Here is a 23,642-nt window from a genome sequence, read left to right as displayed (position 1 = left end):
GACCCACTCTCCTATCCCTTTCCTGGCTCATGCACCAGCTTTTTAACCAGCCTTTGAAGTCGTTTGCCCGTATGAAGCGCTCTTTTTAATTTGACCAGCACTTCTGGGTTAAGCTGTTCCTTCTTTAAGGCCGCTTGCGCGTGATACACACCCTCCTTAACCTCGTAAGGAGTTTGCAGACGCAGCTCCAACACATCTTCGAAAGCAGTCGTCCAATCCAAACCATATGCGGAAAGCTCCTCGCATTGCTGTAAGCTTTCAATTCGCTCCAGTGTCGAGGAAGCCTCAATTTTCTCACGCAGCGCCAGAAGCCGAATACCGTTTACGAGAGGAATATAAGCACCGTATTTAATGTCAAAGCCGCCTGCCTCGACTCCATAACGTTCACGGATCAGCTGACCGAATAAACCTAACGTGATCTTATGATGCAGCGTATTTTTCAGCATGGTCCCGATGATTTCCGGATGTTGATTGATTAATTCTCGATAACCCTTTTGCAGACGGGTGCTAAGCTCTTCGTTCCCGTACAAAAAACGTAGGTCAGCGGTAATAAGTAAATACCTGACATGTTCCCACGACGGCTCCGAGAACCAAATAGACAACATCTTTACCCAGTCCGTAAACGGTTGGTTCCACATCGGATTCGTGCAGATCACATTTCCATCACACGGCGGGAACCCGAGTAATTCCAAATTATTTTTTATTTGTTCAGCAAAGTATTGAAAGTACTCTTTAGTTTGCGGATTTGCATCATCTTCGTAAATCAGCCCATTGTCTTGATCGCTGTATAAGGTTTGCTCCGATCTGCCGCCGCTCCCGAATAGAAGGAATGCATAAGAAGCAGGAGGAGGACCCATCCCGCTGTCCAGCATCGTCTGCTCGGTCAGCTTTATGGTCCTCCGGATTAGTTGATCGTAAAAGCCGTTGATTTGTTTACTCCACTTCACAATTTGGCCGGCAGGAGGCAGCGGCCTGGTTTGGATGAGCTTTTCCCGGATCGTACGCAGCTCCTCAATTGAAGAAGCGTTCTGCGCCTCAGTCGTCCAAGCCTGTAAACCGCCTTCTCTTGGCATATGCCTCTCCTCCCCCGACATTGCTTACTTTATACATTCTTTGTTGTTAAAAGGTTACTCCGTTGGAATTAGTTGTCGATTTCTTCATTTGCTCCGGATAACCGTACGTACCATGCTCGCTCAGATCCAGACCGATGATTTCCTCTTCTTCCGTAACACGAAGCCCCATTGTTGCTTTCATAATGCTGAGAATGATAAACGATACGATGGCAACAAACAGGAAGCAAACCACTACGCCCATTGCCTGAACGCCCAGCTGATGGAATCCGCCGCCGTAGAAAAGGCCTTCCTTACCCACTCCTGTAATTTCAACCAACCGTGGTGAAGCGAAGAAACCGGTGGAAAGTGATCCCCAAATCCCGGCAATCCCGTGTACAGAGAACGCATAGATCGGATCATCAATGCCTGCCTTTTCAAACCATTGTGCTGTAAAGAAGGTTAACACGCCAGCTACGAGACCGATAACAACAGCAGCCCAAGTTTCTACAAAAGCACAGGATGCTGTGATAGCAACGAGTGCGGCAAGAACACCGTTCAGCATGCTAGGAATATCTGCTTTGCCAAAATAAATCCACGAAACGATCATTGCCGCCACCGCGCCGGCTGCAGCCGCCATGTTCGTGTTAAGTGCGATATAACCAAAGAAGCCGTCATTTACTGCGCCAAGCGTCGAGCCCGGATTAAAGCCAAACCAGCCGATCCAAAGAATAATTACACCCAATACCGAAAGCACTTGGTTGTGACCCGGGATCATGTTCGGTTTGCCGTCTTTGTTATATTTGCCAAGACGTGGCTTGAGCAGAAGCGTTGCTACAAGAGCCGCTGTTGCACCCGTTAAATGCACGACCGTCGAACCTGCGAAGTCCTGCTTGCCATGTGCTGCGAGCCAGCCGCCGCCCCAAATCCAGTGCGCAATGAACGGATAAATCAATACGGTGAAGAGTACGCCGAAAATAAAGTACACGGACAATTTCGCCCGCTCGGCAAAGCCCCCCCAAGCGATCGCCAGCGAAACACCGGCAAAGGCCAGCTGGAACAAAAACTTTACGGAAAGCGGAACGCCGGAGAAGCTAAGCGCCTCAAACATTCCAGCCTGCTCTTCTGTTCCATTCGGGAAAAATCCGGTCAAGCCGATCAGGCCGTTACCGTTACCAAACGATAAACCAAAACCAAACATCCAAAATGCAAGTGCGCAAATCCCGAAGGTTAAAATTGTTTTCCCAGCGACGTGACCCGCGTTCTTCATTCGGGTTGCACCGGTTTCGAGCAGTGCAAAGCCGGCCTGCATGAAGATGACTAAGATTGCCGCCAGCATAATCCATACCGTATCAATCGCCAGATTGAGCTGTGCAGGTGTTACTTCATCGGCTGCGAGAGCCATTCCGGGAAACAGCGTCAACAGAAGTCCGGATGCTGCTAAAAACTTTTTCACCATGTCGACCACTCCTTGTGTGATGTTTTATAACATCTTATGATAATCTTATTGTCATTATAATCACCGTTGTTTGATTTGACAATGTTTTTTTCGGAATTATTTTTTAAAAGCCGAAAATTACCGTTTTTTCACGGGTCGATAATTCGTATTTTAAACATTATGTTAATTTCCCTCTCTTCACTTTCCTTTTTTTGGCGTTGAAATGAAAGGAGTCGTTCATAAAACCGTAACGTTTGACTGTATGGTTTTACTCATATAAAATTTATTATTATAGAAGAAACGGTCCTTTGACCTGGAGGTGAGATGCCATGGGGATATGAAGCTTTATAAAATCGGCGAACTTGCATCTATGCTAGGAGTAAGCTCTCGAACCATCGACTATTATACAAAGCTCGGCTTGATTCACCCGGAGAAGCGCTCTAATACAAACTATCGACTTTATAGCGATGAAACCTTGGCTCGTCTAAAGCGTATTGAATGGATGAAACAAGAGAAATATACGCTGGAGGAAATTAAAGAAAGCCTAGAGCATTGGGGGAAAACGATCCGGAGCGAAGAGGTGTCAGAGAAACTTACAGCCATTCAGCTTCATATGAAGCAGCTAGAGCGCGAAATTAAAGAAATAAGCCCGATGCTTGAACAATTGAAGCCAAATCAAGCAAAGCATGTTTTGAAAGCTTTAACCCCAAGCAGCGCTGCCTGCATCGAATCGCTGCTGCTGCTGTTAAGCAAAGGCCCGCTGCTTTAATCCTGCTTCTTCATAAGACAGGAATGGGCGGAAATTATAAGGCATATATGTTCAATAGTTGTCCAATATTCAATCTCATTGTTAAAAGGAGTGACACACATTGTTTTTCACACCGTTTACCGTCTTAATCCTTATCGCATTTGCCGTCAGTCTTTGGGCTCAATTCCGCGTCAAAGGTACATTTAAAAAATACGAATCCGTAGGCACCTCTGCAGGTCTTTCCGGTTATGAGGCGGCCCGCCGAATGCTGGATGACAATGGATTACATCATATACCGATCGAACCGGTTCCTGGACGTTTGACAGACCACTACGATCCGATCGCGAAGGCTGTCCGCCTTTCCGAGCCGGTTTATTACGGAAACTCGGTATCGTCCGTCAGCGTTGCCTGCCACGAAGTCGGCCATGCGATTCAAGATAAAGTGCGTTATCCGATGCTGGTGGCAAGACATCGCATGTTCCCGCTGGTAAACTTCTCGAGCGGCATTGCTCCGCTGCTGCTGCTCGGAGGCTTCTTCTTTAAGCTTTCCGGACTGCTGCTGCTCGGTATCGTGCTTTTCAGTGCGGCCGTATTATTCCAGCTCGTTACGCTGCCTGTCGAATTCAACGCTTCCTCCAGAGCTAGAGAATCGATGGTTTCGCTCGGCTTTATTCGCAACGAGGAAGAACGCTCAGCCGGTAAGGTGCTCAACGCTGCAGCGTTAACCTATGTAGCAGCCGCTCTAATCAGTGTGATCCAGCTGCTTGAGTACATCTGGATCTTTAACCGTCAGGAAGAATAGCTCCAATCTAACAAGCAACCCCCTTGCCGCAGCGGTAAGGGGGTTGCTTGTGTCTTCACTACTATTCGGTTTGAAAATATTCAAGCAGAAACCGCCGGAACATCTCCGTAACGAGTGGCAGCTTTTCACCGGAAGAGCGATTAATGAGGCCGATCGTACGTGTCACCTTAGGCTCACTAATGCGTAAGCGCACCGGCATTAAGGGGCTCGTCTCATTTAGCGCCATTTCGGGCAGCAGGCTAACCCCCATCCCGGCCGCCACCAATCCGCGGATCGTATCCGTTTCTTCGCCTTCAAACCCGATCGTCGGAGTAAATCCAGCTTTGCGGCAGGCGTCAAGCACGATTGCTCTAAGCGAATATTCCTCGCTAAACATAACGAATGATTCATTTCTCAGCTGTTCAAGACGCAGATGCTGATAATCCGCAAGCACATGTCCAACCGGCAGGATGGCGTGCAGCTCCTCCGTTAGCAGCACCTGACCGGTCAGCGCCTCGTGCTGCTCCGGCACCGGGGAAATAAACGATAAATCGAGATCACCCTTCAGCACATCACGAATTAAACTGTGATAGGTTCCCTGACGCAGTTTAAACTTCACATTCGGATGATCCTTCCGGAAATCAGCAATGACGGAGGGCAGCAGATGAATCCCTAAGCTGTGAGGAAAGCCGATGCGGATTTCGCCAAGTTCAGGGTCCATAAATTCCCTTAGGTCCTGTACAGCCCGGTCTAAGCCGGTAAGCACGCCTTCAATTCTCGCTAAAAACAGTTTCCCCGCAGGTGTAAGCTGTACGTTTCTACCCTTCTGCACAAACAAATGAATACCAAGCTCTTCCTCGAGCTGATGAATTTGCCGCGAAACCGCCGATTGCGCAACATGCAGTTCCTCTGCAGCTTGCGTGACATGCTGCTTTCTTGCCACTTTCACAAAGTATTGAAGCTGTCTAAGTTCCAAAACTAATCTCCCCGTTTACATAACCTTAAGTACCGCGAGTTGGACAATGTTTCCTTAAACATATTATAATAGTCTGTGTGAAATTACTATACACGGCAATAAGGAGGATTTACTTATTATGGCACAACAACGTACCGGTGTAGCCACTCTGAAAGGAAACCCGATTACCCTCGTCGGACCTGAATTGAAGATCGGTGACACAGCTCCAGATTTTACGCTGAATAAATCCCTTGTAGAAACAGCTTCTCTTGCGGATTTCGCAGGCAAAGTTAAGCTGATCAGCGTCGTTCCTTCGATTGACACAGGCGTTTGCGACGCGCAAACACGCAAGTTCAATGAAGAAGCTGCAGGCCTTGGCGACAACGTTGCAGTATTGACCGTGTCCGTAGACCTTCCAATGGCCCAAGCACGTTGGTGCGGTGCTGCCGGTGTGGACAAAGTCGTGATGCTCTCCGATTACAAAACAAATGCATTCGGCGAAGCATACGGTGTCCTCATTAACGAATTGAAGCTTCTGATGCGCTCGATCTTTGTCGTTGACCAGAACAACAAGATTGCTTATGTTGAATATCTTGGTGAAATGACGGAGCATCCGGATTACGAAAAAGCAATTGCTGCTGCAAAAGCACTTGTGTAATATGGTGCATTAAGCGCCCCGAATCGGAGCGCCCATCGAAAGCCGCTGAAGCTTCAATGCTTTGGCGGTTTTTTATTTATCATCGCAGTACCACCACCGAAAAAACAAAAAGACAACACCTTAATTCCCCCAACTGAGGGCCAATTAAAGCATTGTCCACTGCTCACGGCAAATCGCCGCCTAACAACCCAATTACGACTCTGTCTTATACTGACTCAGCTTAGAGTCAATCGTCCGAAATATATCCAGAATCGTACGGTAATTCGAGCCTAAATCCCCTAGAGAACCTCGAGATGCAGAATAAATGTCCACAGCTGTCTTTACCGGACTCACGGCAATGACGGTTATGGTAATATCCTGTACACGACCGGTAATCGTTCGCTTCTCGCATACGATTTCACCGACGTTTTTTACTTCGTGCAACACTTTATAACCGGGCTTTTTCTTCATAATGCTCACGAGCTCTTCCCACGCATTTTCTTTGGAAAGCTTATAATAGCGTGTCTTAAGCTCGGGCGTCCGCGCCTTCTCCCCGGTCGTCTCAAAACTGCGAATGAGACCAATTAGCGTTCGTTTCAGCACGTTGTACGTTCCCCCCCAATAGTCCGCTGCAGCAACTATTGTTTATCTTACCATTCTTTTTATGCGAGAAAAAGGGGATTAGTCCAAAAGTTCTGACGTTTTGCCTAGGATTTCCGTCTCATCAGCCAGGTTGATGTCAATACCATCAACAAGCTTCCAGCTTTCCTTATGCTCCAGCACCTCGCCAGGGGCAGCCATTCGCAATTCCCCAAGCGTTTCCAGCTCTAAAAAGTGGTCGCACACATAAGATTCGAAGGAGCACCCGTCGTCCGGGTAAGTACCTCCGATTTTATGCTCATGCTGCTTGAGGAACAGCTGATTGTTCAGGAAGTATGCAGCCCAGCCCTTTTCATTCGGGGTTCCAAGCTTAAATGGTGTTGGGCCGTTTCCTTGACGAATCAAGGTCACTTTTTCTCCCCAGGTTACACGCGGATCATTCATTTTGCTGTAAGGCCATAAAACAACGGAACGGTTAGCGAGCAGTCCGGTTTCACGGTCAGCGTTCGGAATGATCGCCGTTCCTCCTGTCGTCATTACGGAAAGCGACCACACAGCGAATTCCACCGGCCACGGACCGACATTCGTAATCCGATGATCTACCGTAAATACGGTCCCTTCCGGCTGGAGTGAAATCTCAATTTCCTTCTGAATATTCGTCCATTTTTCTGCCGGAGGAGTGAACATGGCTCCATTGTCGGTAGCGCACCAGCTAACAGGCGCATTGTCCGGATAATATGTGCGCGGCAGCGCTTCCGGACTCGTCCATAAACGGTGACCGCCGTAAATATACCATTTGCCCCCGCCAAATGCTTCAAATTCGGGTCCTTCCGCCGAAAGCGTTTTGGCCGTATTTTCCATAAAGAAATTTTGTCCTCCGACAAAGCCGCAGCGAAGGACACGCGGACCAAAATCGATACTAACCACGGCCTCCACCATACCATTGGTTATACGTACAGCATTTCCCCATTCTTGATATTGAATGTTCTCGATTCGTACCTCACCCATAGTAACACTCCTCTATGCTTACGTATTTTGGAATCCTATGTTTTGCAAAAACCGGGTAAATCCAGCCTGCCCCTGAGGATCCTGCTTATAAACGCCGGCATGGGACAGTACCTTGTTGTAGATTTCGCCAACCTCTTGACGAACGATTTTGCGAGCCTCTTCGGCTTGAAGGGAGGCACCATACTGTTTGACAAGCCTCTCGATCCATGGCCAATGCTTTTCAAGCGGATGTCCTGCTTGCATAATATCAGGCATCGCCGTTTGACCGGTTAACATTGCGCAAACCTGCTCCAGCTCACGGCTCAACCGGCCCGGAAGCACAGCCAGACCCATCACTTCGATCAGACCGATATTTTCCTTCTTAATATGATGAAGCTCCCGATGCGGATGAAACAGGCCGTCAGGATGCTCCTCCGTGCAGCGGTTGTTTCGCAGTACAAGGTCCAGCTCATATCTTCCATCGGCATTCACACGCGCTATCGGCGTAATCGTGTTATGCGGAACGCGCTCGCCGGCATTTTCCGTATAAGCCAAAATCCCGCACTGCTCATCGCTGTACGCCCGCCAGCCGGATAACACCCGCGAGGCACAGCTTACCAGCTCATCGCGGCTCTCTCCTTGCAGCCGGATCACACTCATCGGCCAATGAACGATGCCTGCCTGAACATTAGGATATTGCTCACTTTCAAACCGTGAAATTACGCCCGCCTTCTCCATTGCAAAACGATGCCTGCCGCCTTGGAAATGATCGTGGCTGAGTATCGATCCCCCGACTATCGGCAGATCTGCATTCGAGCCGATAAAATAGTGCGGAAACTGCTCGACGAAATCAAGCAGGCGGCCGAAGGTTTCTTCTGTAATCGCCATGGGAGAATGCGTTCCCTTAAAAATAATGCTGTGCTCATTATAATAAACATAAGGTGAATACTGGAAATACCACTGCTCCCGATTTAAAACGAGCGGAATGACCTTATGGTTTTGCCTTGCCGGATGATTTACCCGGCCGGCGTATCCTACATTTTCTAAACAAAGCAGGCATTTGGGGTAGTTCCCCTGAGGGGCGGCTCGTTCAGCCGCGATGTCCTTCGGGTCTTTCTCCGGCTTCGATAAATTGATCGTAATCTCAAGCTCGCCAAATGGTGTGGAAGCCGTCCAATATTCGTTAAGGCGAATCCGATCCATACGGATGTAATTGGAAGCAATCGACATTGCGTAATACTCGTCCGTAGCCCTCTTGATGCCGTAATCCCCTGAAGTATTCGAAAACCGGCGCACAACCTCGGACGAGCGAGGCATCACAAGCCCCATCAGCCTTGCATCCATTAAATCGCGATAAATCGGCGTATTATCGGCAATGAGCCCCTTTTCTGCCGCGGCAGTCACCAATGGCTCCAAAATGTCGGCTAGCGGCGGCGCTTCCTTACGTCGGCCTGCCGCCTGGTGGATTCCCGACGATTCAAGCACTTCAGCATCAGGCTCCGATAACCCATATAAATCGAGCAGAGCATTTCTCGTTTCCATCCGGTCATACGAGTCAAGAAGCCGATGATATTCGGCGTAGTCCAATAAGCGTTCGATTTGGGAAGCAATTTGTTCTTCCTGCATCACGTCGGATCCCGCCTCCTTCTCTTTAATTACGAATCATAGCCGTTCGGATGGGCCTGATGCCATTTCCAAGCCGAGCCGATGATCGTCTCCAGCTGCTCCCGCTTCGGTGTCCAGCCAAGCTCACGCTTCGCCTTTTCCGAAGAAGCGATCAATACCGCCGGATCGCCCTCCCTGCGCGGCACTACTGCTGCCGGAATCGGATGGCCGGTAATTCGGCGCGCAGACTCAATCATTTGCTTTACACTGAAGCCATTGCCGCTGCCAAGGTTATAAATAGCGCTGTCCTTGCCTTCGCGAAGCCGCTTAACAGACAACAGATGCGCATCCGCCAGATCAGATACGTGAAGATAATCGCGGATGCAGGTCCCGTCTTCGGTCGGATAATCGTCGCCGAATACGGAAATATGCTCCCGCTGACCAAGCGGAACCTGAAGGATCAGCGGAATCAAATGTGTTTCCGGGCGATGATCCTCACCGATCCGGCCGCTTTCATGTGCTCCCGCCGCATTAAAATAACGCAGCGAAACGTATTTGATGCCATGCGCCGCCTCGAACCATGCGATCATTTTTTCCATCGAGAGCTTCGTCTCTCCATACGTGTTCGTCGGAAGCGTGCGGCTCGTTTCCTCAATCGGCACCTGCTCAGGCTCCCCGTAAGTAGCCGCCGTGGATGAAAAGACGATACGCTTGACGTTATGCTGCACCATTTTTTCAAGCAGGCACAGCGTACCGTAGACGTTGTTGTGATAGTATTTACCAGGGTCCTTCATGCTTTCTCCAACCAAGGAGCTGGCGGCAAAATGGATTACAGACTCAATATCATTCTCTGAAAAAACCTTTTCCAACCATTCCGCATCTCTTAAATCGCCTTCATACAGCTTTCCGCCGAGCACAGCCGAGCGATGACCCGTAACCATGCTGTCGACGACGACAACCTCTTCCCCTGCGGCCAAAAGCTCCGCTACCGTGTGTGATCCAATATATCCTGCTCCACCCGTTACAAGCACTGCCATCAAAGGTCCCCCCCTTTTAAAATCATAATAATTCTCGAACACCGTCGCCGATTTCGGAAACGTAAAACTCAGGTGCTAACCCTGTTCTTTGGGTGTATCGCGATCCGACAGTTTCGATGAATGCATCAACGCTTCCCTGCTCCACAAGCGAGACCGTGCACCCGCCGAAGCCGGCCCCGGTCATTCTCGAGCCCAGAACCCCTGCAACTCGTCTCGCTTCCTCCACCATCGCATCCAGCTGCGGTCCAGTCACTTCATAAAGATCGCGCAGCGAATCATGCGAGCCGTTCATCAATCGGCCAAACTCCTTCAAATCTCCTGACCGAAGCGCTTCTACGCCGCGTTTTGTCCGATCAATCTCCTCGATCACATGACGGGCGCGCTTCTTCAGCACCTCGCTCGTTAGAAGCTGCTCATGCTCCTCATACTGCTGGGGCGTAAGCTTGCCCAGCAGCGTTAAATCAGGAAAGGCCCTGCGTAAGCAAGCGACTGCTTCCTCGCATTGACTGCGCCGGGCATTATATTCGGAATCGACCAGCCCGCGCTTTTTGTTCGTATTGCCGATGACCAGCTTGTAACCCGGCGCATGAAACGGTACAAGCTCATGCTCCAACGTATTGCACTGCAGCAGGATAGCGTGCCTTTGCTTTCCGTTGGCCACCGCAAACTGATCCATGATCCCGCAGTTTACTCCGACAAACTCGTTTTCCGCCTTTTGACAAAGGAGGGAAAGCTGAACCCGGTCAACCGTATGTCCGCTGGCTGACAGCACACCATAGCCCGTGACCACTTCGATCGAAGCCGACGACGACAGCCCCGCTCCGTTCGGAATATTGCCCCAATACAAAATATCGAAGCCCCCAAGCTCATATCCCTGTTCCTGCAGCACCTTAAGCACCCCTTTCGGGTAATTCGCCCAAGCGTCCTGTTTGTCATAGAAAAGCCGGTCAATGTCCACTTCCGATTGCTCCGGAAAATTTAAGGACGCGAACCGAACGGTCCGATCGTCTCTTTGGCGAAGCAGCATGGTCGTGCCGAACGTCAACGCCGCCGGAAATACCGAACCCCCGTTGTAATCCGTATGCTCGCCGATCAAATTTACTCTACCGGGAGAATGGTACGCTCGAATGTCCGCAAGCTCTCCCCCAAAACGATCTATAAACTGCCGTCTCAGCTGCTCCAAATGATGTTGTTCCATGAGCATCACCTTCCGCATGGTTTCATTATTGATCATGAATGATCGAATGTTTTCGTTTTAATAGTAAAATATGCGGAAGGATTTGGCAATCCTTTTCTTAGTTATACTTGTACCACTTGAATTCCCGCTTCCTTCAATTGCTGAACATAGCTTGCATCAAGCATCGAATCCGTGATCACTGCTGTTATCGCTGAAACAGGAGCAATATGTGATAGCGTCACTTTCCCGAACTTCGTCCGGTCAGCGACAACGATCGTTTCCTTCGCATACTCCATCATCAGCTTATTAATGCTCGCTTCCGATAGGCTTGGCGTCGTTAAGCCTTGCTCCAGATCGAAGCCATCCACTCCTAAAAATAACTTATCGACACGGATTTGCCTTAGCGTCAGCTCGGTCAAAGCTCCGACAAGCGCGTAAGAGGAGCTTCTCATTTTGCCGCCAAGCATGATCACGTCTAATTCGCTGTTTTCACTAACATACACCGCAATATTGGCCGCATTAGTAACGATGGTAACCCCTGATTTATCAATCAGCTTCTTCGCCAAGCTCATGCTTGTTGTGCCAGGGGTTAACAGCACAGACTCCCCTGCCTCCACCATAGCTGCAGCCGCAGCGGCAATCCGTTCTTTTTCATCCGAAAGGGCTTCGTATTTTTCAGTAAAGGTGCGTTCGCCCGGTACCAGCACCCCGTTCTTTGCCGGAGGAATGGCCCCGCCATGCGTTCGCAGCAGCTGCTGGTTTTCCTCCAGCTTCTCCAAATCCCGGCGAATGGTGACCGAGGATACCCCTAGCGCAGCACTTAGCTCTGCGACGGTTACCATGCCTTTCTGCGAGACCATCTCGACAATCTTCATATACCGTTGTTCTGGAAACATGGAGTTCGGGCTCCTTACAAGAATGATCGTCATCGCAAAGGATGCATATGGATAAACTTTCATATTTGATTATATCATTTCGTTTTCGTCCTATGGAGGATTTCTTTCTTTTGTTGCGAATATAGTATACTATACTTAGTATGGTTATTAAACAAACTAATTGGGGGTCGCGGCAAAAATGGCATATTTTTTAGGGATCGACCTAGGCACATCAGCGGTCAAATGTATCCTCATCGATGAAGCAGGCAGTGTAAAAGGCAGTGCAAGCGCGGAATATCCGTTGCTGCAGCCCTACCCCGGTTGGGCGGAACAGCGGCCGGAAGATTGGTGGGAAGCGTCCGCACAGTGTATTCAAGCCCTGCTAAATAAAACGGGAGTGAAGCCCGACGAGGTCGCCGGAGCCGGATTGTCCGGGCAAATGCACGGATCGGTCTTTCTTGACGAAGCGCTGCAGGTTATTCGGCCCGCGCTATTATGGTGCGATCAGCGGACGGAAGCCGAGTGCGAGTGGATTGAGCAGCAGGTCGGCCGGGAGCGTCTCGGCGAGCTGACCGGCAACCGTGCGCTGACTGGCTTTACCGCACCGAAGGCGGTTTGGCTGCGCAACCGTGAGCCGGAGCATTTTGCGCGCGTGCGCCATTTGCTGCTGCCGAAGGATTATGTACGCCTGCAGCTGACCGGCACGCTTGGCATGGACGTTGCCGACGCTAGCGGCACACTGCTGCTAAACGTCGCGCAGCGCAGCTGGTCTGCCGATGTATGCGATAAGCTCGGCATCCCGATGGAGTGGCTTCCGCCTCTATTCGAAAGCCGCGATATTGTCGGCACCCTGACAGCGGAGGCCGCGGCGAAGACCGGCCTTAAGGCCGGAACGCCGGTCGTTGCCGGCGGCGGCGACCAAGCCTGCGGCGCAGTCGGCGTCGGTGTCGTACGCTCCGGCATCGCCTCCGTTGCCCTCGGCACATCCGGCGTCGTGTTTATCCACGACGACGCATATACAGCCGATGCGGAGCAGCGGCTTCACGCCTTCTGCCACGGAGTACCGGGCAAATGGCATCGCATGGGGGTTATGCTTTCCGCAGGCGGCGCCTTCCAATGGTGGAAAAACCATTTCGGCGGAGAGGAACAGGCCAAGGCCGCTGCGTCGGGCCGCGATGTATACGAGCTGCTGACCGCTCTGGCAGAAGAAGCGCCGCGCGGCAGCGAAGGCTTGCTCTTCCTTCCGTATTTGACGGGGGAGCGTACCCCGCATCCCGATCCGAAGGCACGCGGAGGCTTTGTCGGCTTCAACCTTCGTCATGGCAAAGCGCATGCCACTCGCGCTGTGCTCGAAGGCATCACCTTCGGATTGCGCGATTCCTTGGAGCTGATCCGCGAAGCCGGCGCTGATGTGTCGGAGCTTCGCGTTAACGGGGGAGGGGCGCGCAGCCCGTTCTGGAGACAGCTTATGGCGGATATTTTCGGAATTCCGGTCGTAACCGTCAATTCGACCGACGGTCCGGCCTACGGCGCGGCAGTCATGGCTGCTTCCGGTGTAACGACCGCCTCCATTCCTGAGCTGTGCGGCCAATGGATTCAAGAGGTAACGCGGACGGAACCGAACCCGCAGTCGCAAAGTGCCTATAACGAAATGTACGATATTTTCCGCGAGCAATACGGGATCTTGCGCAGTACGATGCACAAGCTTACGGAATCGGCTGCAAAGCAGCAATAACACGCCAAAAAAGGGAAGCGCCAGTCTGGCTTAACCAGACTGCTGCTTCCCTTTTCATATGTATCCCCAAAAAAACAAACAAAAAACCCGCCAATGCCGTCCGGTTCCTGTGTTTCGAACCCGCTCTCGCAGGTGGGTGACCGCGTCTCTGCCTATTTGAAGTCCCCTTTCGAGGGCGTGTCAGCATCAGAGAAATGTAGGTCTCCCTAGAAACAATTCATTGGTTCAAAACAACGAATAACCGTAACGTACATCGCAGGATTTTGTTGTTTTTATTATAGCCCCATCCGCTGCGAAAGTAAACCGACGCCGAGGTCGAATGTTTTGGAAGGCCTGCCAATCCTATACGGGCTGCTGGATCCCCTCTTACTTCCGGTCAGCGGCGTTGTCTTGCTTCTCTTCCACAGAGGCTGCCTTTTCCGTGAATGTATCGCTTGCATCAGCCGAACCGTCTTCCCCGTCCGCTTCATTGTTCCGTTCTTCCAACGCCTGAATCTTCTCTGTGATCTTCGTAAAACCGATATTGAACTGCCAAAACGTCGTATACGCAATTAACGTGCCCATAAAAAACGGGATTAAAAACGTAAACTGAAAAAAGCTCAAGTAAAGAATAAAACCGTTCGTTAAAATTGTCATGATCGTTCGAATCGGCTGTCCTACCGTCAACAGGATGGAATTTTTCAGAACGTGCAGCAGCTTCATATGAAGATGAACCTGAATGCAGAAAAACGTGAACAAAGAAGCCATAAGCACGACACCTAAAGCGACGAACAAGATGCTTAAATACTCTAAGGTGCCTTCTTGTCCGATGTAGAAACGGTAATTTATGACCATAATGACGCTTAAAACCACATAGATAATGCCGCCAAGCATACTGGCTACATAGTTTTCCTTATAGCCGCGGAAGTAGGTTTTAAACAGCGGAACATCCTCGTTCCCCGTCACCCATTTGCGGACAACGACGAACATCGCTGAGGTAGCAGGAAACAAAGTAAACGGCGATAAAATGGCCATTAATATAAGGACCGAGATTAATTGATCCGTCGTTTGAGCCATAACCCCGGAAACTAATAAATAAAAAATCGGTATGGAACAGATCACCCAAAGTAAGTTAATGGTCGAAAAACGCATGATCCATTCGGAGATTCGGTACAGCCCGCCCATCATTCCGCGAAATTCCAAAGCAGCTCCTCCTTGCGGTTTTCTTTAACTATAATACAGTCGGTTAGGAAAGAAAAGGGAAGCCCCCTCTTGAGGGCTTCCCCAGCCATTAAATCTTTGCAAAATCCTTCGGATTCGAATCACCCGTCGGTTTGCTTCCAGTCGTCGGGCGAGGCCCTCTTGTAATTTTATCTCCGCTGCGCGTACGGTCGCGATATCCGCCTTCACCGCGGTCTTCGCGGTAACCACCGCGTCCGCCTTCATTACGGTAGCCGCCGCGACCGCCTTCCTTGCGGTCTCCCGAACGGCCGGAGCCGCCGCCGGAGCGGTTTCCACCGCCAAAGCGTCCACCACCGCCTTCAAATCGGCGGCCGGAGTTGCGTACGTCCATTCTGCGCTTCTTGGCACGCAGCGGCTCCTCCGGTGTAAGCTCGATTTGAACCTCGCTCTTTGTTGGACCGGTTAACAGCTTAATCGCTGCAGCCAGCAGGTGAACCGAATCGTATTGCTCCAACAACTGAATCGAAAGGCCTTTAAATTCATTAAAATCCTCTGCCTGAATCGTATCCAGGATCCGCTCCGCCGTTACCTTCTGCTTTCCTTCGATCGCCTCTGCTAAGCTTGGCAGCGGCTTCTTTGCAATTTTCTGGCGAGTCAGCTTTTCGATAAAATGCAAATGATCGATTTCACGCGGCGTTACAAACGTCCACGCGGTGCCTTCCTTACCGGCGCGGCCGGTACGACCGATACGGTGAACATAGCTTTCCGGGTCCTGCGGAAGGTCAAAGTTAATAACATGCGTTACGCCGGAAACGTCAAGTCCACGCGCTGCAACGTCCGTTGCAACCAGCACGTCAATGCTGCCGTCGCGGAATTTGCGCATAACCGCATCACGCTGGTTTTGCGACAAGTCGCCATGCAGGCCGTCTGCCGAATAGCCGCGCTTTTGCAGAGCTTCCGCAAGCTCGTCGACACGGCGCTTCGTGCGGCCGAATACGATCGCAAGCTCCGGTGATTCCATATCAAGCAATCGGCTTAAGCCCTCGAACTTTTGCTTCTCGTTCAATTCGATGTAGGCCTGCTGAATCAGCGGTGCCGTTATCTGCTTCGGAACGACGGATACATGCTCCGGCGATTTCAAGAACTGATTCGCCAGCTTCTGGATGTTCGGCGGCATCGTTGCGGAGAACAGCATCGTTTGGCGTTCTTCCGGCACCAGGCTCAGGATCGACGTAATGTCCTCCATGAAGCCCATATCCAGCATTTCATCCGCTTCATCCAAGATTACCGTCTGCACATCGTCCAAACGGATCGTCTTACGGTTGATATGGTCGAGCAAACGTCCAGGTGTACCGATAATGACCTGCGGACGCTTCTTCAATGCTCGAATTTGGCGTACAATGTCCTGACCGCCATAGATCGGCAGCGAACGAACCTGCTTAAAGCGGCTCAGCTTGCTGATTTCTTCTGCGACTTGAATGGCGAGCTCGCGAGTCGGGGTCATAATCAGGGCCACGATTCTTTCTTCGGCCGGATCAATTTTATTAATAAGCGGGATGGCAAAAGCTGCCGTCTTTCCTGTTCCCGTCTGTGCTTGGCCGAACATGTCGCGATTTTCCATCGCGATCGGAATCGCCTTCTCCTGAATTGGGGTCGGCTCTTCGAAGCCCATCTCCGTAATTGCTTTTACTACCTTCGGATCCAGGTTAAAATCTTGAAACGTTGTCAATCGCTTTCTACTCCTTTGTAATGGGGCAGTTTGCCCCTTTCTCATTATCCTTAAAAGTTCCCACTTGCGCCCAAAACAAAAGCTCCTTCCGGAGCCGAGTTTAATCTAACTGACGTAACCTTTAAGAACATTCAAATCATTATAGCATAGTTTGCCGGACAATTGCCAATGTATGGAGCGGCGTTTTCCCATCATATGCTTTTAGTTGCCATAGTGACACAACAATCGCATCACAATACAGATGAAACGAAATCTTTTTCATTCCGTATTTCATGGTTAAGTAAACATTAAAGCAAATGAGGGATCACTATGTCTATTTTTAAACGCATTGGAAATCTGCTGAAGCCTGAACGAATCCCCCCTTCGGAGCAGCCGTTTAATCCATTTGAAAATACAAGCGTCGGTGATATTATAACCGTTGATTTGGAAGAATATATCGTGTCGGGAAAAGTGATTTATTCCGACCGCGGCTATCCTCCTCACCGTTTTGCTTATTATTTGCAAAACGGCCGTACAATTATTTGCTTGATCGTAGAAAAAGGCCGAATTTACGATTGCTGTCTCTGCACATTCTTGGAAGGAGCCCTTGATAATCCAAGCGACGTTCCTACCGAGCTTGTGCTTGATGGAAGAACGACCTACAATTTGGAATATACGCGCAATGATTTTACGCGTACGGAGGGCAACACGGATTTCCGCAGCGGCGATGACGTCACACTTTGGCGTTATTTGGGTGGCAACAACCAGTTTTTCTACCTTCAATGGCAGGACGGGAAATTTGTAGCCATGGAAGGGAAGCGCGTATCGGAATCGGAGATTTCCTTTATGCGTGCTTCGAAATAAACGTTCCCCCTTGGAATCCGCCCAATCGGCAAGCACAGCTGGAGGCGAACGAATGAAAGCACTATTCGAGTATGGATCGATCATAATCGGGGCAGCTCTTGCAGCCTGGGGATTCAACCAATTTTTAATCCCGCATTCGATGATCAGCGGCGGCATCTCAGGTATCGCGATGTTTCTTGGTTATTTAACCAATTGGAATATCGGTATTACGTATTTCGCACTTAATGTTCCGATCTTAATCTGGGGCTGGAGAACCATCGGCAGACGTTTTATCGTGCTGAGCATTTTATCCGTTATAGTCACCACCTGGTTCATGCAGCTGATCCCCGAATATCAATTCAACAGCGAGCCGATGCTAGCGGCCATATTCGGCGGTGTGCTTATCGGATTCGGCACAGGAATCTCGTTCCGGGCGGGAGGCTCAACGGGCGGGATGGACATTATCGCTGCGATTATTACAAGAACGCGGGATTTCCCTCTCGGGACGTTCCTTTTTGCCATCAACGGCATTATTATTGCCGCCCTCGGCTACTATAAAGGCAGCTGGGACCCTGCATTGTTTTCGATGCTCTCGATCTACATTGCCGGAAGAATCGTAGATACAATTCATATTCGGCATATCAAGGTTACGGCCTTTATCATTACAACACAGAAACAAAAAATGATTGAGCAGCTGCTAAAAATTCCGCGCGGCGTCACCACAATCAAGACGCAGGGAGCGTTCACCCATCAAGAGCGGGATATGATAATGACCGTCACCACCCGCTATGAATTAGCCGAGCTGCGCAAAATTATTAAGGAGACCGACCCCAAAGCGTTTGTGAACATCGTAGAAACCGTCGGTGTTATGGGAGAATTCAGGCGGACCTAAACTCACTGAATTATCCATTAAAAATACATAGAGGGATATGATATACTGGAGAAGTATCGAAACCAATTCTGCTATTGGAGGGTGATCTACCATGAACATGGAAACCGTTACATTAGCAAGCATTGTCATGAGATGTTCCCCAAAGATGTATCCCACTCTCAAGAAAGAAGAATTGGAATCCGTTATCGTATTGCGGGATGGGCTGGCGCAATTAGAAGCGGAAGATGCACTGGATATTATTAAGTACAGCATTTGCGAGCACCAGAAACAACAGCTTTTGCAATAGCGTTTGATCTATAGAAAAAACCGTCAACCGTGAACTGCACCTCCAACGTTAGATTATGTCTAACATTAGGGGTACAGCTCATCAAGGTTGGCGGTTTTTTTGTTTCCGTATTATTTTAATGGCATGCGCATATCCAAACGTCTGTAATATGCTCTCGTACCGAAAAACAGCAGAGCGGCAGCCGCAGTTAACACTGCTCCAAACGCGTACATTCCGTCTCCTCCATACGCCTCCTGAATCGCTCCTCCCGCGAACCCGCCGATCACACCGCATAAGCCTAAGAAAACCGAGGCCAGCATCGATTGTCCTGTCGTCTGGAGCTCCTGAGGAACGGTTCGGGCAACATATTGAACCGAAACGATCCAAAATACCGCGAATGTGACCGAATGCATCGTTTGCAACATTCCGAGCACATACGGATCATCCAGAAGTGCATACATCCCCCACCGGATTGTGTAGAGCACCCCTACAATACCGAGCAGCGCCAGCTCCTGAAACCGATTCAAATACCGGCCCAAAAATGCAAAGGTAGGAGCTTCGCTTGAGGACGCAAGCGCCCATGCTATTGCTACCCACGCAGCCGAAGCTCCAAGGTCAGATAAGTAAAGCCCGAACAAAGCGTCGTTCATCCGGTGCGGAATCATGAGCACCAGCACCATCGCAAGAAACCACAGCAGCCTCTTATTTTGCAAAATCACACTAAGTGACTTAAGAGAAATCCGCTCCCCTTTGGACGGCTGATCCTTTAAGAAAAACAAAAACAATGGTGGAAATATCCACAATACCCAATACATATATTGTAAATGTTGGATCCCGCCGATCCACTGCAAAATCCAATGCGAGTTGAGCGCAATCGCCGTAAAGCCTAACGAACCGAACAGTCGGACGCCTCCGTACGACTTCCCGGTTTCCTGCGCCACTTTAATCGTCAGTGAATCCAGCAGCGGCGCTGAGGGCACTTGAAAGAAATAAACGAGCAGCATGAACAGGAACGAAAGTGTATAATCTGTTGCCGAGAATAACCCGATGCTGCTGATCAGCATCAGCGCCCACAGGCCCCAGACAATTTTCTTTACCGTTTGAAACCGGTCGCTGAGAAAGCCCCACAGCGGCTGAGCAAAAATGGCGACAAACGGGCCGAAGCTCATCAGCGCTCCGATTTGCAGCGAGGTGTATCCCTTCGTCTGGAAATATAAAGGCAATAAAGGCAGCAGCACCGCTTGAGTCGCATAATACGAAAACGTAATCGCCTGCAGTACTCGAAATTGTTTTAGCATTCTCTCCAGCATCTTCTCTCTACGTTAAAGTGAAATTCATCTCTCGTTTGACTCCTATATCCTACAACATTCCATGTAAAAAAAGAAGCATCCCACGATGCGACAGCAAATGGCATATACCAATAAATTTTGATAGGCTCATGTCGGTTTTTGCCTTATAATAGAGTTACTTCAAAATGGGAGAGTAGACAAAGATATGGAGTTATTAGCCGCTTTCATGCTTCTGCTAGGTCAGTTGTCCAATGGTTCTACCGCTAACGATGTTACCGTCGAGCAGCTCACCGCCGCTGCGGAAGCATCCAGGCAAGCCGCATTCATTGAACAGTCAGGTAAACCGCTCGTGAACAAGTCGGATCCGCAGCCCGATGCCCCTGTCATTAAAGGCGTTTATTCGACCGCATACAGTGCCGGCGGCGCCCGATTGGAAAAGCTGCTGAAGCTTATGGATGACACCGAGCTTAATTCACTGGTCATCGATATTAAGGACGACCGCGGATACATTACGTATGCCACGGAAAACCCGGAAATCACCGGCCTCGCGACCATCGAAAAAGCGATTCCCGACATCCAAAAGCTGATGACCACGTTAAAAGAGCATGAAGTGTACCCGATTGCCCGGGTCGTTGTCTTTAAAGACACCTTCCTCGCCAAGAAACGCCCTGATCTTTCTTTTGTAAACGGCGATGGCAGCGTATGGAGCAACGGCAAAGGCGACAGCTTTGTAAATCCTTATCGTAAGGAAGTTTGGGATTACAACATTGCAGTAGCGAAAGAAGCGGCAGCATTAGGCTTTAAAGAGATTCAATTTGACTATGTACGTTTCCCGGAAGGCTTTGAAAAGCGGGCGGATACCTTAACGTACGAGAAGGATGAGCGCAAGCGCATCGATATTGTTGCGGACTTCGTCAAATACGCCAAGGAGCAGCTCACACCGCTCGGCGTGCGGGTCAGCGTCGATATTTTCGGTTACGCGGCATCTGTACCGGCTGCCGAAGGAATCGGGCAGGATTTCGAGAAAATTTCCGCCAACGTGGACGTTATTTGTCCGATGATTTACCCTAGCCATTACGGAACCGGCTGGTTTGGCTCCCCTGTACCGGATGCTGCGCCGTATCAAACGATCGCCGGCGCGACCATCGACACCCATAAGAAGCTGGAATCGCTCGGAGAGCTTAAGCCGATCGTCCGCCCGTGGATTCAAGATTTCACTGCGACCTGGGTAAAGGGCTATATTCCGTACGGCGCCAAAGAAATCGAAGCGCAAATCCAAGCGCTCAAGGATAATGGCGTCAACGAATACCTGCTGTGGGATGCTAACAATTCATACACAGAAGGCGTCCAATATAAATAATTCACAACTATACTTGCGCCGCTAGTTTCCGGTCAATCCTTCGACTTCAAAGAGAGATTCTCTTTAGTCGTTTCCGGAAACAGCGGCTTTTTTACGTCCTTTTGCCCTTGCCGGCAGCCAAAGAAGCAGAAAACAACCGGCTGCAATGAGCTCGAGCTGTAAAATGTACCACGGCCACGGCGCCAGCAAATCCAATATGGAGGCGCTTGGCGGCTTGCGTGACAAAAACATATAGTTCGACCCTGTCAGTTCATTGATCGGGTATACAATCAGAGCAATTCCGTTCAGCCACATCATGGCGCGTCCCACAGAGCGGAGGGTAGGCCGAAGCTCTTCTACCGCCGTCATCCATATGCTGGCCGCAATAATCGCCGCGTGCGCTGCGAAAAAATGAATGAAGCGCATATGCGGAAATGCAAAATCAAGAGAGGGCGTCAGCAGCGCCTGCAGCGCTCCGCCGATTCCGAGGAAATATAAAGGCTCATAAAGCGTCCGGCTTTTTCTCGCCACCATTACGGCCGAGAGCAGCAGCGTAATGCTGCAAAGCTGCAGCGGAAGCGAATACCGCAGCGCCCATTCTCCATTGATTACATACCACAGCTGCAGTGTGATTTCAAAGGAAACCAGCACTCCGACAAGCAGCCATCTTCCAATGCGGTTCACCTGTCCCCGTCGCAGCTCTTTCCGCCAAATCACGATCGCTGCGGAAACGGCCAGCGAAACGATGAGTGCAGCCCAATGCTCCCGGTTAAACATGACAAACCCGAGTCCCGCAGCATCCGCTCCAAACCATTTTTCCATACGCGTCATCCCCCATTCACAACGTTGCTTCCCTTTCATTTTGTACAAATATCCATAAAAAAACAGTACTAACTTTCGTTAGTACTGCCTCTCATAGCATATTTTGCTTTAGATCAACTTAATCCCGCTGATCAAAATGATGAAGGCCATCGCGGTCCGCAGCGGCTTGGCGGGCACCTTCGCAGAAAGGCTGCTGCCTGCAAGCACTCCCGGGATCGAGCCGATGAGCAAATTAAACGCCAGCATGTAATCAATGTTCCCGAAGAAAGCATGCACCGCACCCGCCGCGGAAACAAGCAAAAACGCATGCAAAATATCGGTACCGACCAAGGTTGCCGAGGACATCCGGTATAAATAAATCATCGCCAAAGCAAACAGCGAACCGGATCCAATCGAGGTCATCCCTACGACAAATCCGAGCACACAGCCGATTCCGATCGTCAGCAGCTTTTTCTCCGAGATCGGTTTATCCTGCCAGCGGTTCGAGCCGAGCCGGTCGTAAAACTGCTTTACAATCGTTGCAACCGCAACCAGCACAAGGACAATCCCAAGCGCATGCTTAATGACCGATTCTTGATGCTGATGCAGCGGCTCGTAAAAATGCAGCAGCATAATCGCTGTCAGCGCACTAGGCACGCTGCCGATCGCCAAATATTTCACCAGCTGCATGTCGATCGTTTTTTGGCGAATGTGCTGAATACTTCCGAACAATTTTGTGATTGAATTATAAAACAAGTCCGTAGCGACGGCCACACTCGGGTTGATGCCGATCAGTACTAAAATAGGAGTAAGCAGCGCAGCGCCGCCTACGCCGGTTAAACCGACCAATACACCGACCAGCAGCCCCATTAACGCAATATCGAGTTCCACTTCCTGCACCTCAAGTTTTATAAGCTTTTTTTATGTGATCCATTAGAAGCTATGATGCAGTGTATGTATTCGCCCGGTTATAGGTGCACCCCTACTGCAAACATAGGCACAGGTTTATTTTATTTTTGCTCCTTCTTTTTTTCTACATCCAAAATTCCTAAACCCTTCAATTTTTCTACCGCTTCTTTGCTGCTGGAAAGACCGAGCTTTTTCAAAGCGTTGCCGACATGATTTTTAACTGTGCGGATGGAGATTACCAATTTATCGGCAATTTGAGATTGTGTATATCCGCTGCCGATCAGCTCAAACAGCTGGAGCTCACTGGGCGTAACTTTATCCCGCACTTCCTTAACATGAAATTCGTGCTCCAGTTTCTTTAATCTTCGAAACTCCTCCCGAAGACGATCGGCGGCAGCCGGAGAAATCGGTGATTCTTTCCGAAAGGCCGTACGCACCGCCTCCGGTATTTGCTCAAATCCTGTTTTGAGCTGATAATCGATTGCGCCCGCTTGAAAGGAACGGAATATGAGCTCCTTCTCTTCCATCGAAGTAAGCATAATAACCCTCGCTCCGGTCTGAAGCGACACCTCTTCGGCAAGCACAATTCCTTCAGGCCGATCTTCAAGCATAATATCCATCAGGACCACATCGGCCTCCCCACCGGTTACCAACTCCAGACGGCTTCTCACTTCATCCGGCGTACCGAAGGATTCGATCACCTTGATATCGTCCTGACGATTCAGGTAAGAGGTCAGTCCCCTAAGCCAATCTTTATCATCTTCAACAATCCATACACGGATTTGCTGCTCCATTTATGACCGTTGCTCCT

The 23,642-nt window shown here is 50.0% G+C and carries 23 protein-coding genes and 1 other RNA gene; 8 read left to right on the top strand and 16 right to left on the bottom strand.

What is annotated here, in order from left to right; genetic code table 11:
• Nucleotides 1-11 precede the first annotated feature (11 nt).
• Together GQS10_RS12110 and GQS10_RS12105 are read right to left on the bottom strand one after the other, a co-directional pair.
• Nucleotides 12-1,073, bottom strand: coding sequence for a DUF294 nucleotidyltransferase-like domain-containing protein (locus GQS10_RS12110; protein ID WP_166242438.1), 1,062 nt, complete (start codon nucleotides 1,071-1,073; stop codon nucleotides 12-14).
• A gap of 46 nt (nucleotides 1,074-1,119) precedes the next feature.
• Nucleotides 1,120-2,508, bottom strand: a complete 1,389-nt coding sequence (locus GQS10_RS12105) for an ammonium transporter (RefSeq protein WP_166242436.1) — start codon at nucleotides 2,506-2,508, stop codon at nucleotides 1,120-1,122.
• Between the two features lie 316 nt (nucleotides 2,509-2,824).
• On the opposite strand from GQS10_RS12105, the gene GQS10_RS12100 reads away from it, so the two are divergent.
• A complete protein-coding gene (locus tag GQS10_RS12100; protein WP_166242434.1) occupies nucleotides 2,825-3,256 on the top strand; it encodes a MerR family transcriptional regulator in 432 nt (143 codons plus the stop codon).
• Between the two features lie 100 nt (nucleotides 3,257-3,356).
• Complete coding sequence (locus GQS10_RS12095) at nucleotides 3,357-4,037, top strand: zinc metallopeptidase (RefSeq protein ID WP_166242432.1); 681 nt, start codon at nucleotides 3,357-3,359, stop codon at nucleotides 4,035-4,037.
• A gap of 61 nt (nucleotides 4,038-4,098) precedes the next feature.
• Here GQS10_RS12095 and gltC read toward each other — a convergent pair whose 3' ends face one another.
• A complete protein-coding gene (gltC, locus tag GQS10_RS12090) occupies nucleotides 4,099-4,992 on the bottom strand; it encodes a glutamate biosynthesis transcriptional regulator GltC (RefSeq protein ID WP_166242430.1) in 894 nt (297 codons plus the stop codon).
• 118 nt (nucleotides 4,993-5,110) lie between these two features.
• Between gltC and tpx the strand changes: the two genes are divergently transcribed.
• Nucleotides 5,111-5,629, top strand: a complete 519-nt coding sequence (gene tpx, locus GQS10_RS12085) for a thiol peroxidase (RefSeq protein WP_166242428.1) — start codon at nucleotides 5,111-5,113, stop codon at nucleotides 5,627-5,629.
• A gap of 192 nt (nucleotides 5,630-5,821) precedes the next feature.
• Here the strand turns inward: tpx and GQS10_RS12080 are convergent, their stop codons facing one another.
• The 6 genes from GQS10_RS12080 to GQS10_RS12055 form a co-directional block, all read right to left on the bottom strand.
• Nucleotides 5,822-6,211: a DUF1499 domain-containing protein gene (locus GQS10_RS12080; protein WP_166242426.1), complete on the bottom strand. Its 390-nt coding sequence runs from the start codon at nucleotides 6,209-6,211 to the stop codon at nucleotides 5,822-5,824.
• 78 nt (nucleotides 6,212-6,289) lie between these two features.
• On the bottom strand, nucleotides 6,290-7,216 hold the full coding sequence (locus GQS10_RS12075; RefSeq protein WP_166242424.1) for a hypothetical protein: 927 nt from the start codon (nucleotides 7,214-7,216) through the stop codon (nucleotides 6,290-6,292).
• Nucleotides 7,217-7,234: 18 nt separating this feature from the next.
• Nucleotides 7,235-8,821 carry a UDP-glucose--hexose-1-phosphate uridylyltransferase gene (locus GQS10_RS12070; RefSeq protein WP_166242544.1) on the bottom strand — a complete coding sequence of 529 codons (1,587 nt, stop codon included), beginning with the start codon at nucleotides 8,819-8,821 and terminating at the stop codon, nucleotides 7,235-7,237.
• 29 nt (nucleotides 8,822-8,850) lie between these two features.
• A complete protein-coding gene (gene galE / locus GQS10_RS12065) occupies nucleotides 8,851-9,837 on the bottom strand; it encodes a UDP-glucose 4-epimerase GalE (protein WP_166242422.1) in 987 nt (328 codons plus the stop codon).
• 22 nt (nucleotides 9,838-9,859) lie between these two features.
• Nucleotides 9,860-11,035, bottom strand: coding sequence for a galactokinase (locus GQS10_RS12060; RefSeq protein WP_166242420.1), 1,176 nt, complete (start codon nucleotides 11,033-11,035; stop codon nucleotides 9,860-9,862).
• A gap of 101 nt (nucleotides 11,036-11,136) precedes the next feature.
• Entirely contained in the window at nucleotides 11,137-11,910 is a 774-nt protein-coding gene (locus tag GQS10_RS12055; RefSeq protein ID WP_166242418.1) for a DeoR/GlpR family DNA-binding transcription regulator, read from the bottom strand.
• A 178-nt stretch (nucleotides 11,911-12,088) separates the two neighbouring features.
• On the opposite strand from GQS10_RS12055, the gene xylB reads away from it, so the two are divergent.
• Nucleotides 12,089-13,624, top strand: coding sequence for a xylulokinase (gene xylB, locus GQS10_RS12050; RefSeq protein WP_166242416.1), 1,536 nt, complete (start codon nucleotides 12,089-12,091; stop codon nucleotides 13,622-13,624).
• 80 nt (nucleotides 13,625-13,704) lie between these two features.
• Here xylB and ssrS read toward each other — a convergent pair.
• The 3 genes from ssrS to cshA all read right to left on the bottom strand — a co-directional run bounded on the left by ssrS (nucleotide 13,705) and on the right by cshA (nucleotide 16,514).
• Nucleotides 13,705-13,889, bottom strand: a non-coding RNA gene (gene ssrS, locus GQS10_RS12045) — 6S RNA.
• A gap of 101 nt (nucleotides 13,890-13,990) precedes the next feature.
• A complete protein-coding gene (locus GQS10_RS12040) occupies nucleotides 13,991-14,806 on the bottom strand; it encodes a YesL family protein (protein WP_166242414.1) in 816 nt (271 codons plus the stop codon).
• Nucleotides 14,807-14,894: 88 nt separating this feature from the next.
• Nucleotides 14,895-16,514 carry a degradosome RNA helicase CshA gene (gene cshA / locus GQS10_RS12035; protein ID WP_166242412.1) on the bottom strand — a complete coding sequence of 540 codons (1,620 nt, stop codon included), beginning with the start codon at nucleotides 16,512-16,514 and terminating at the stop codon, nucleotides 14,895-14,897.
• A gap of 309 nt (nucleotides 16,515-16,823) precedes the next feature.
• On the opposite strand from cshA, the gene GQS10_RS12030 reads away from it, so the two are divergent.
• From GQS10_RS12030 to GQS10_RS12020, 3 genes are all read left to right on the top strand, one after another.
• Entirely contained in the window at nucleotides 16,824-17,357 is a 534-nt protein-coding gene (locus GQS10_RS12030; protein ID WP_166242410.1) for a DUF4178 domain-containing protein, read from the top strand.
• A 52-nt stretch (nucleotides 17,358-17,409) separates the two neighbouring features.
• Nucleotides 17,410-18,228, top strand: a complete 819-nt coding sequence (locus tag GQS10_RS12025; RefSeq protein WP_166242408.1) for a YitT family protein — start codon at nucleotides 17,410-17,412, stop codon at nucleotides 18,226-18,228.
• Between the two features lie 91 nt (nucleotides 18,229-18,319).
• Nucleotides 18,320-18,514 carry a hypothetical protein gene (locus tag GQS10_RS12020; protein WP_166242406.1) on the top strand — a complete coding sequence of 65 codons (195 nt, stop codon included), beginning with the start codon at nucleotides 18,320-18,322 and terminating at the stop codon, nucleotides 18,512-18,514.
• Between the two features lie 110 nt (nucleotides 18,515-18,624).
• Here GQS10_RS12020 and GQS10_RS12015 read toward each other — a convergent pair whose 3' ends face one another.
• On the bottom strand, nucleotides 18,625-19,791 hold the full coding sequence (locus GQS10_RS12015; protein ID WP_166242404.1) for an MFS transporter: 1,167 nt from the start codon (nucleotides 19,789-19,791) through the stop codon (nucleotides 18,625-18,627).
• Between the two features lie 196 nt (nucleotides 19,792-19,987).
• On the opposite strand from GQS10_RS12015, the gene GQS10_RS12010 reads away from it, so the two are divergent.
• On the top strand, nucleotides 19,988-21,142 hold the full coding sequence (locus GQS10_RS12010; protein WP_166242402.1) for a putative glycoside hydrolase: 1,155 nt from the start codon (nucleotides 19,988-19,990) through the stop codon (nucleotides 21,140-21,142).
• Nucleotides 21,143-21,205: 63 nt separating this feature from the next.
• Here the strand turns inward: GQS10_RS12010 and GQS10_RS12005 are convergent, their stop codons facing one another.
• From GQS10_RS12005 to GQS10_RS11995, 3 genes are all read right to left on the bottom strand, one after another.
• Nucleotides 21,206-21,943, bottom strand: a complete 738-nt coding sequence (locus GQS10_RS12005; protein ID WP_166242400.1) for a YwaF family protein — start codon at nucleotides 21,941-21,943, stop codon at nucleotides 21,206-21,208.
• Between the two features lie 108 nt (nucleotides 21,944-22,051).
• Entirely contained in the window at nucleotides 22,052-22,792 is a 741-nt protein-coding gene (locus GQS10_RS12000; RefSeq protein ID WP_207952249.1) for a sulfite exporter TauE/SafE family protein, read from the bottom strand.
• A gap of 140 nt (nucleotides 22,793-22,932) precedes the next feature.
• Nucleotides 22,933-23,625, bottom strand: coding sequence for a response regulator transcription factor (locus tag GQS10_RS11995; RefSeq protein WP_166242396.1), 693 nt, complete (start codon nucleotides 23,623-23,625; stop codon nucleotides 22,933-22,935).
• Between the last annotated feature and the right edge of the window lie 17 nt (nucleotides 23,626-23,642).

The organism is Paenibacillus turpanensis (genome assembly GCF_011421635.1).
Lineage (GTDB): Bacteria > Bacillota > Bacilli > Paenibacillales > YIM-B00363 > Paenibacillus_AK > Paenibacillus_AK turpanensis.
This window is presented reverse-complemented; position numbering and strand designations above follow the sequence as displayed.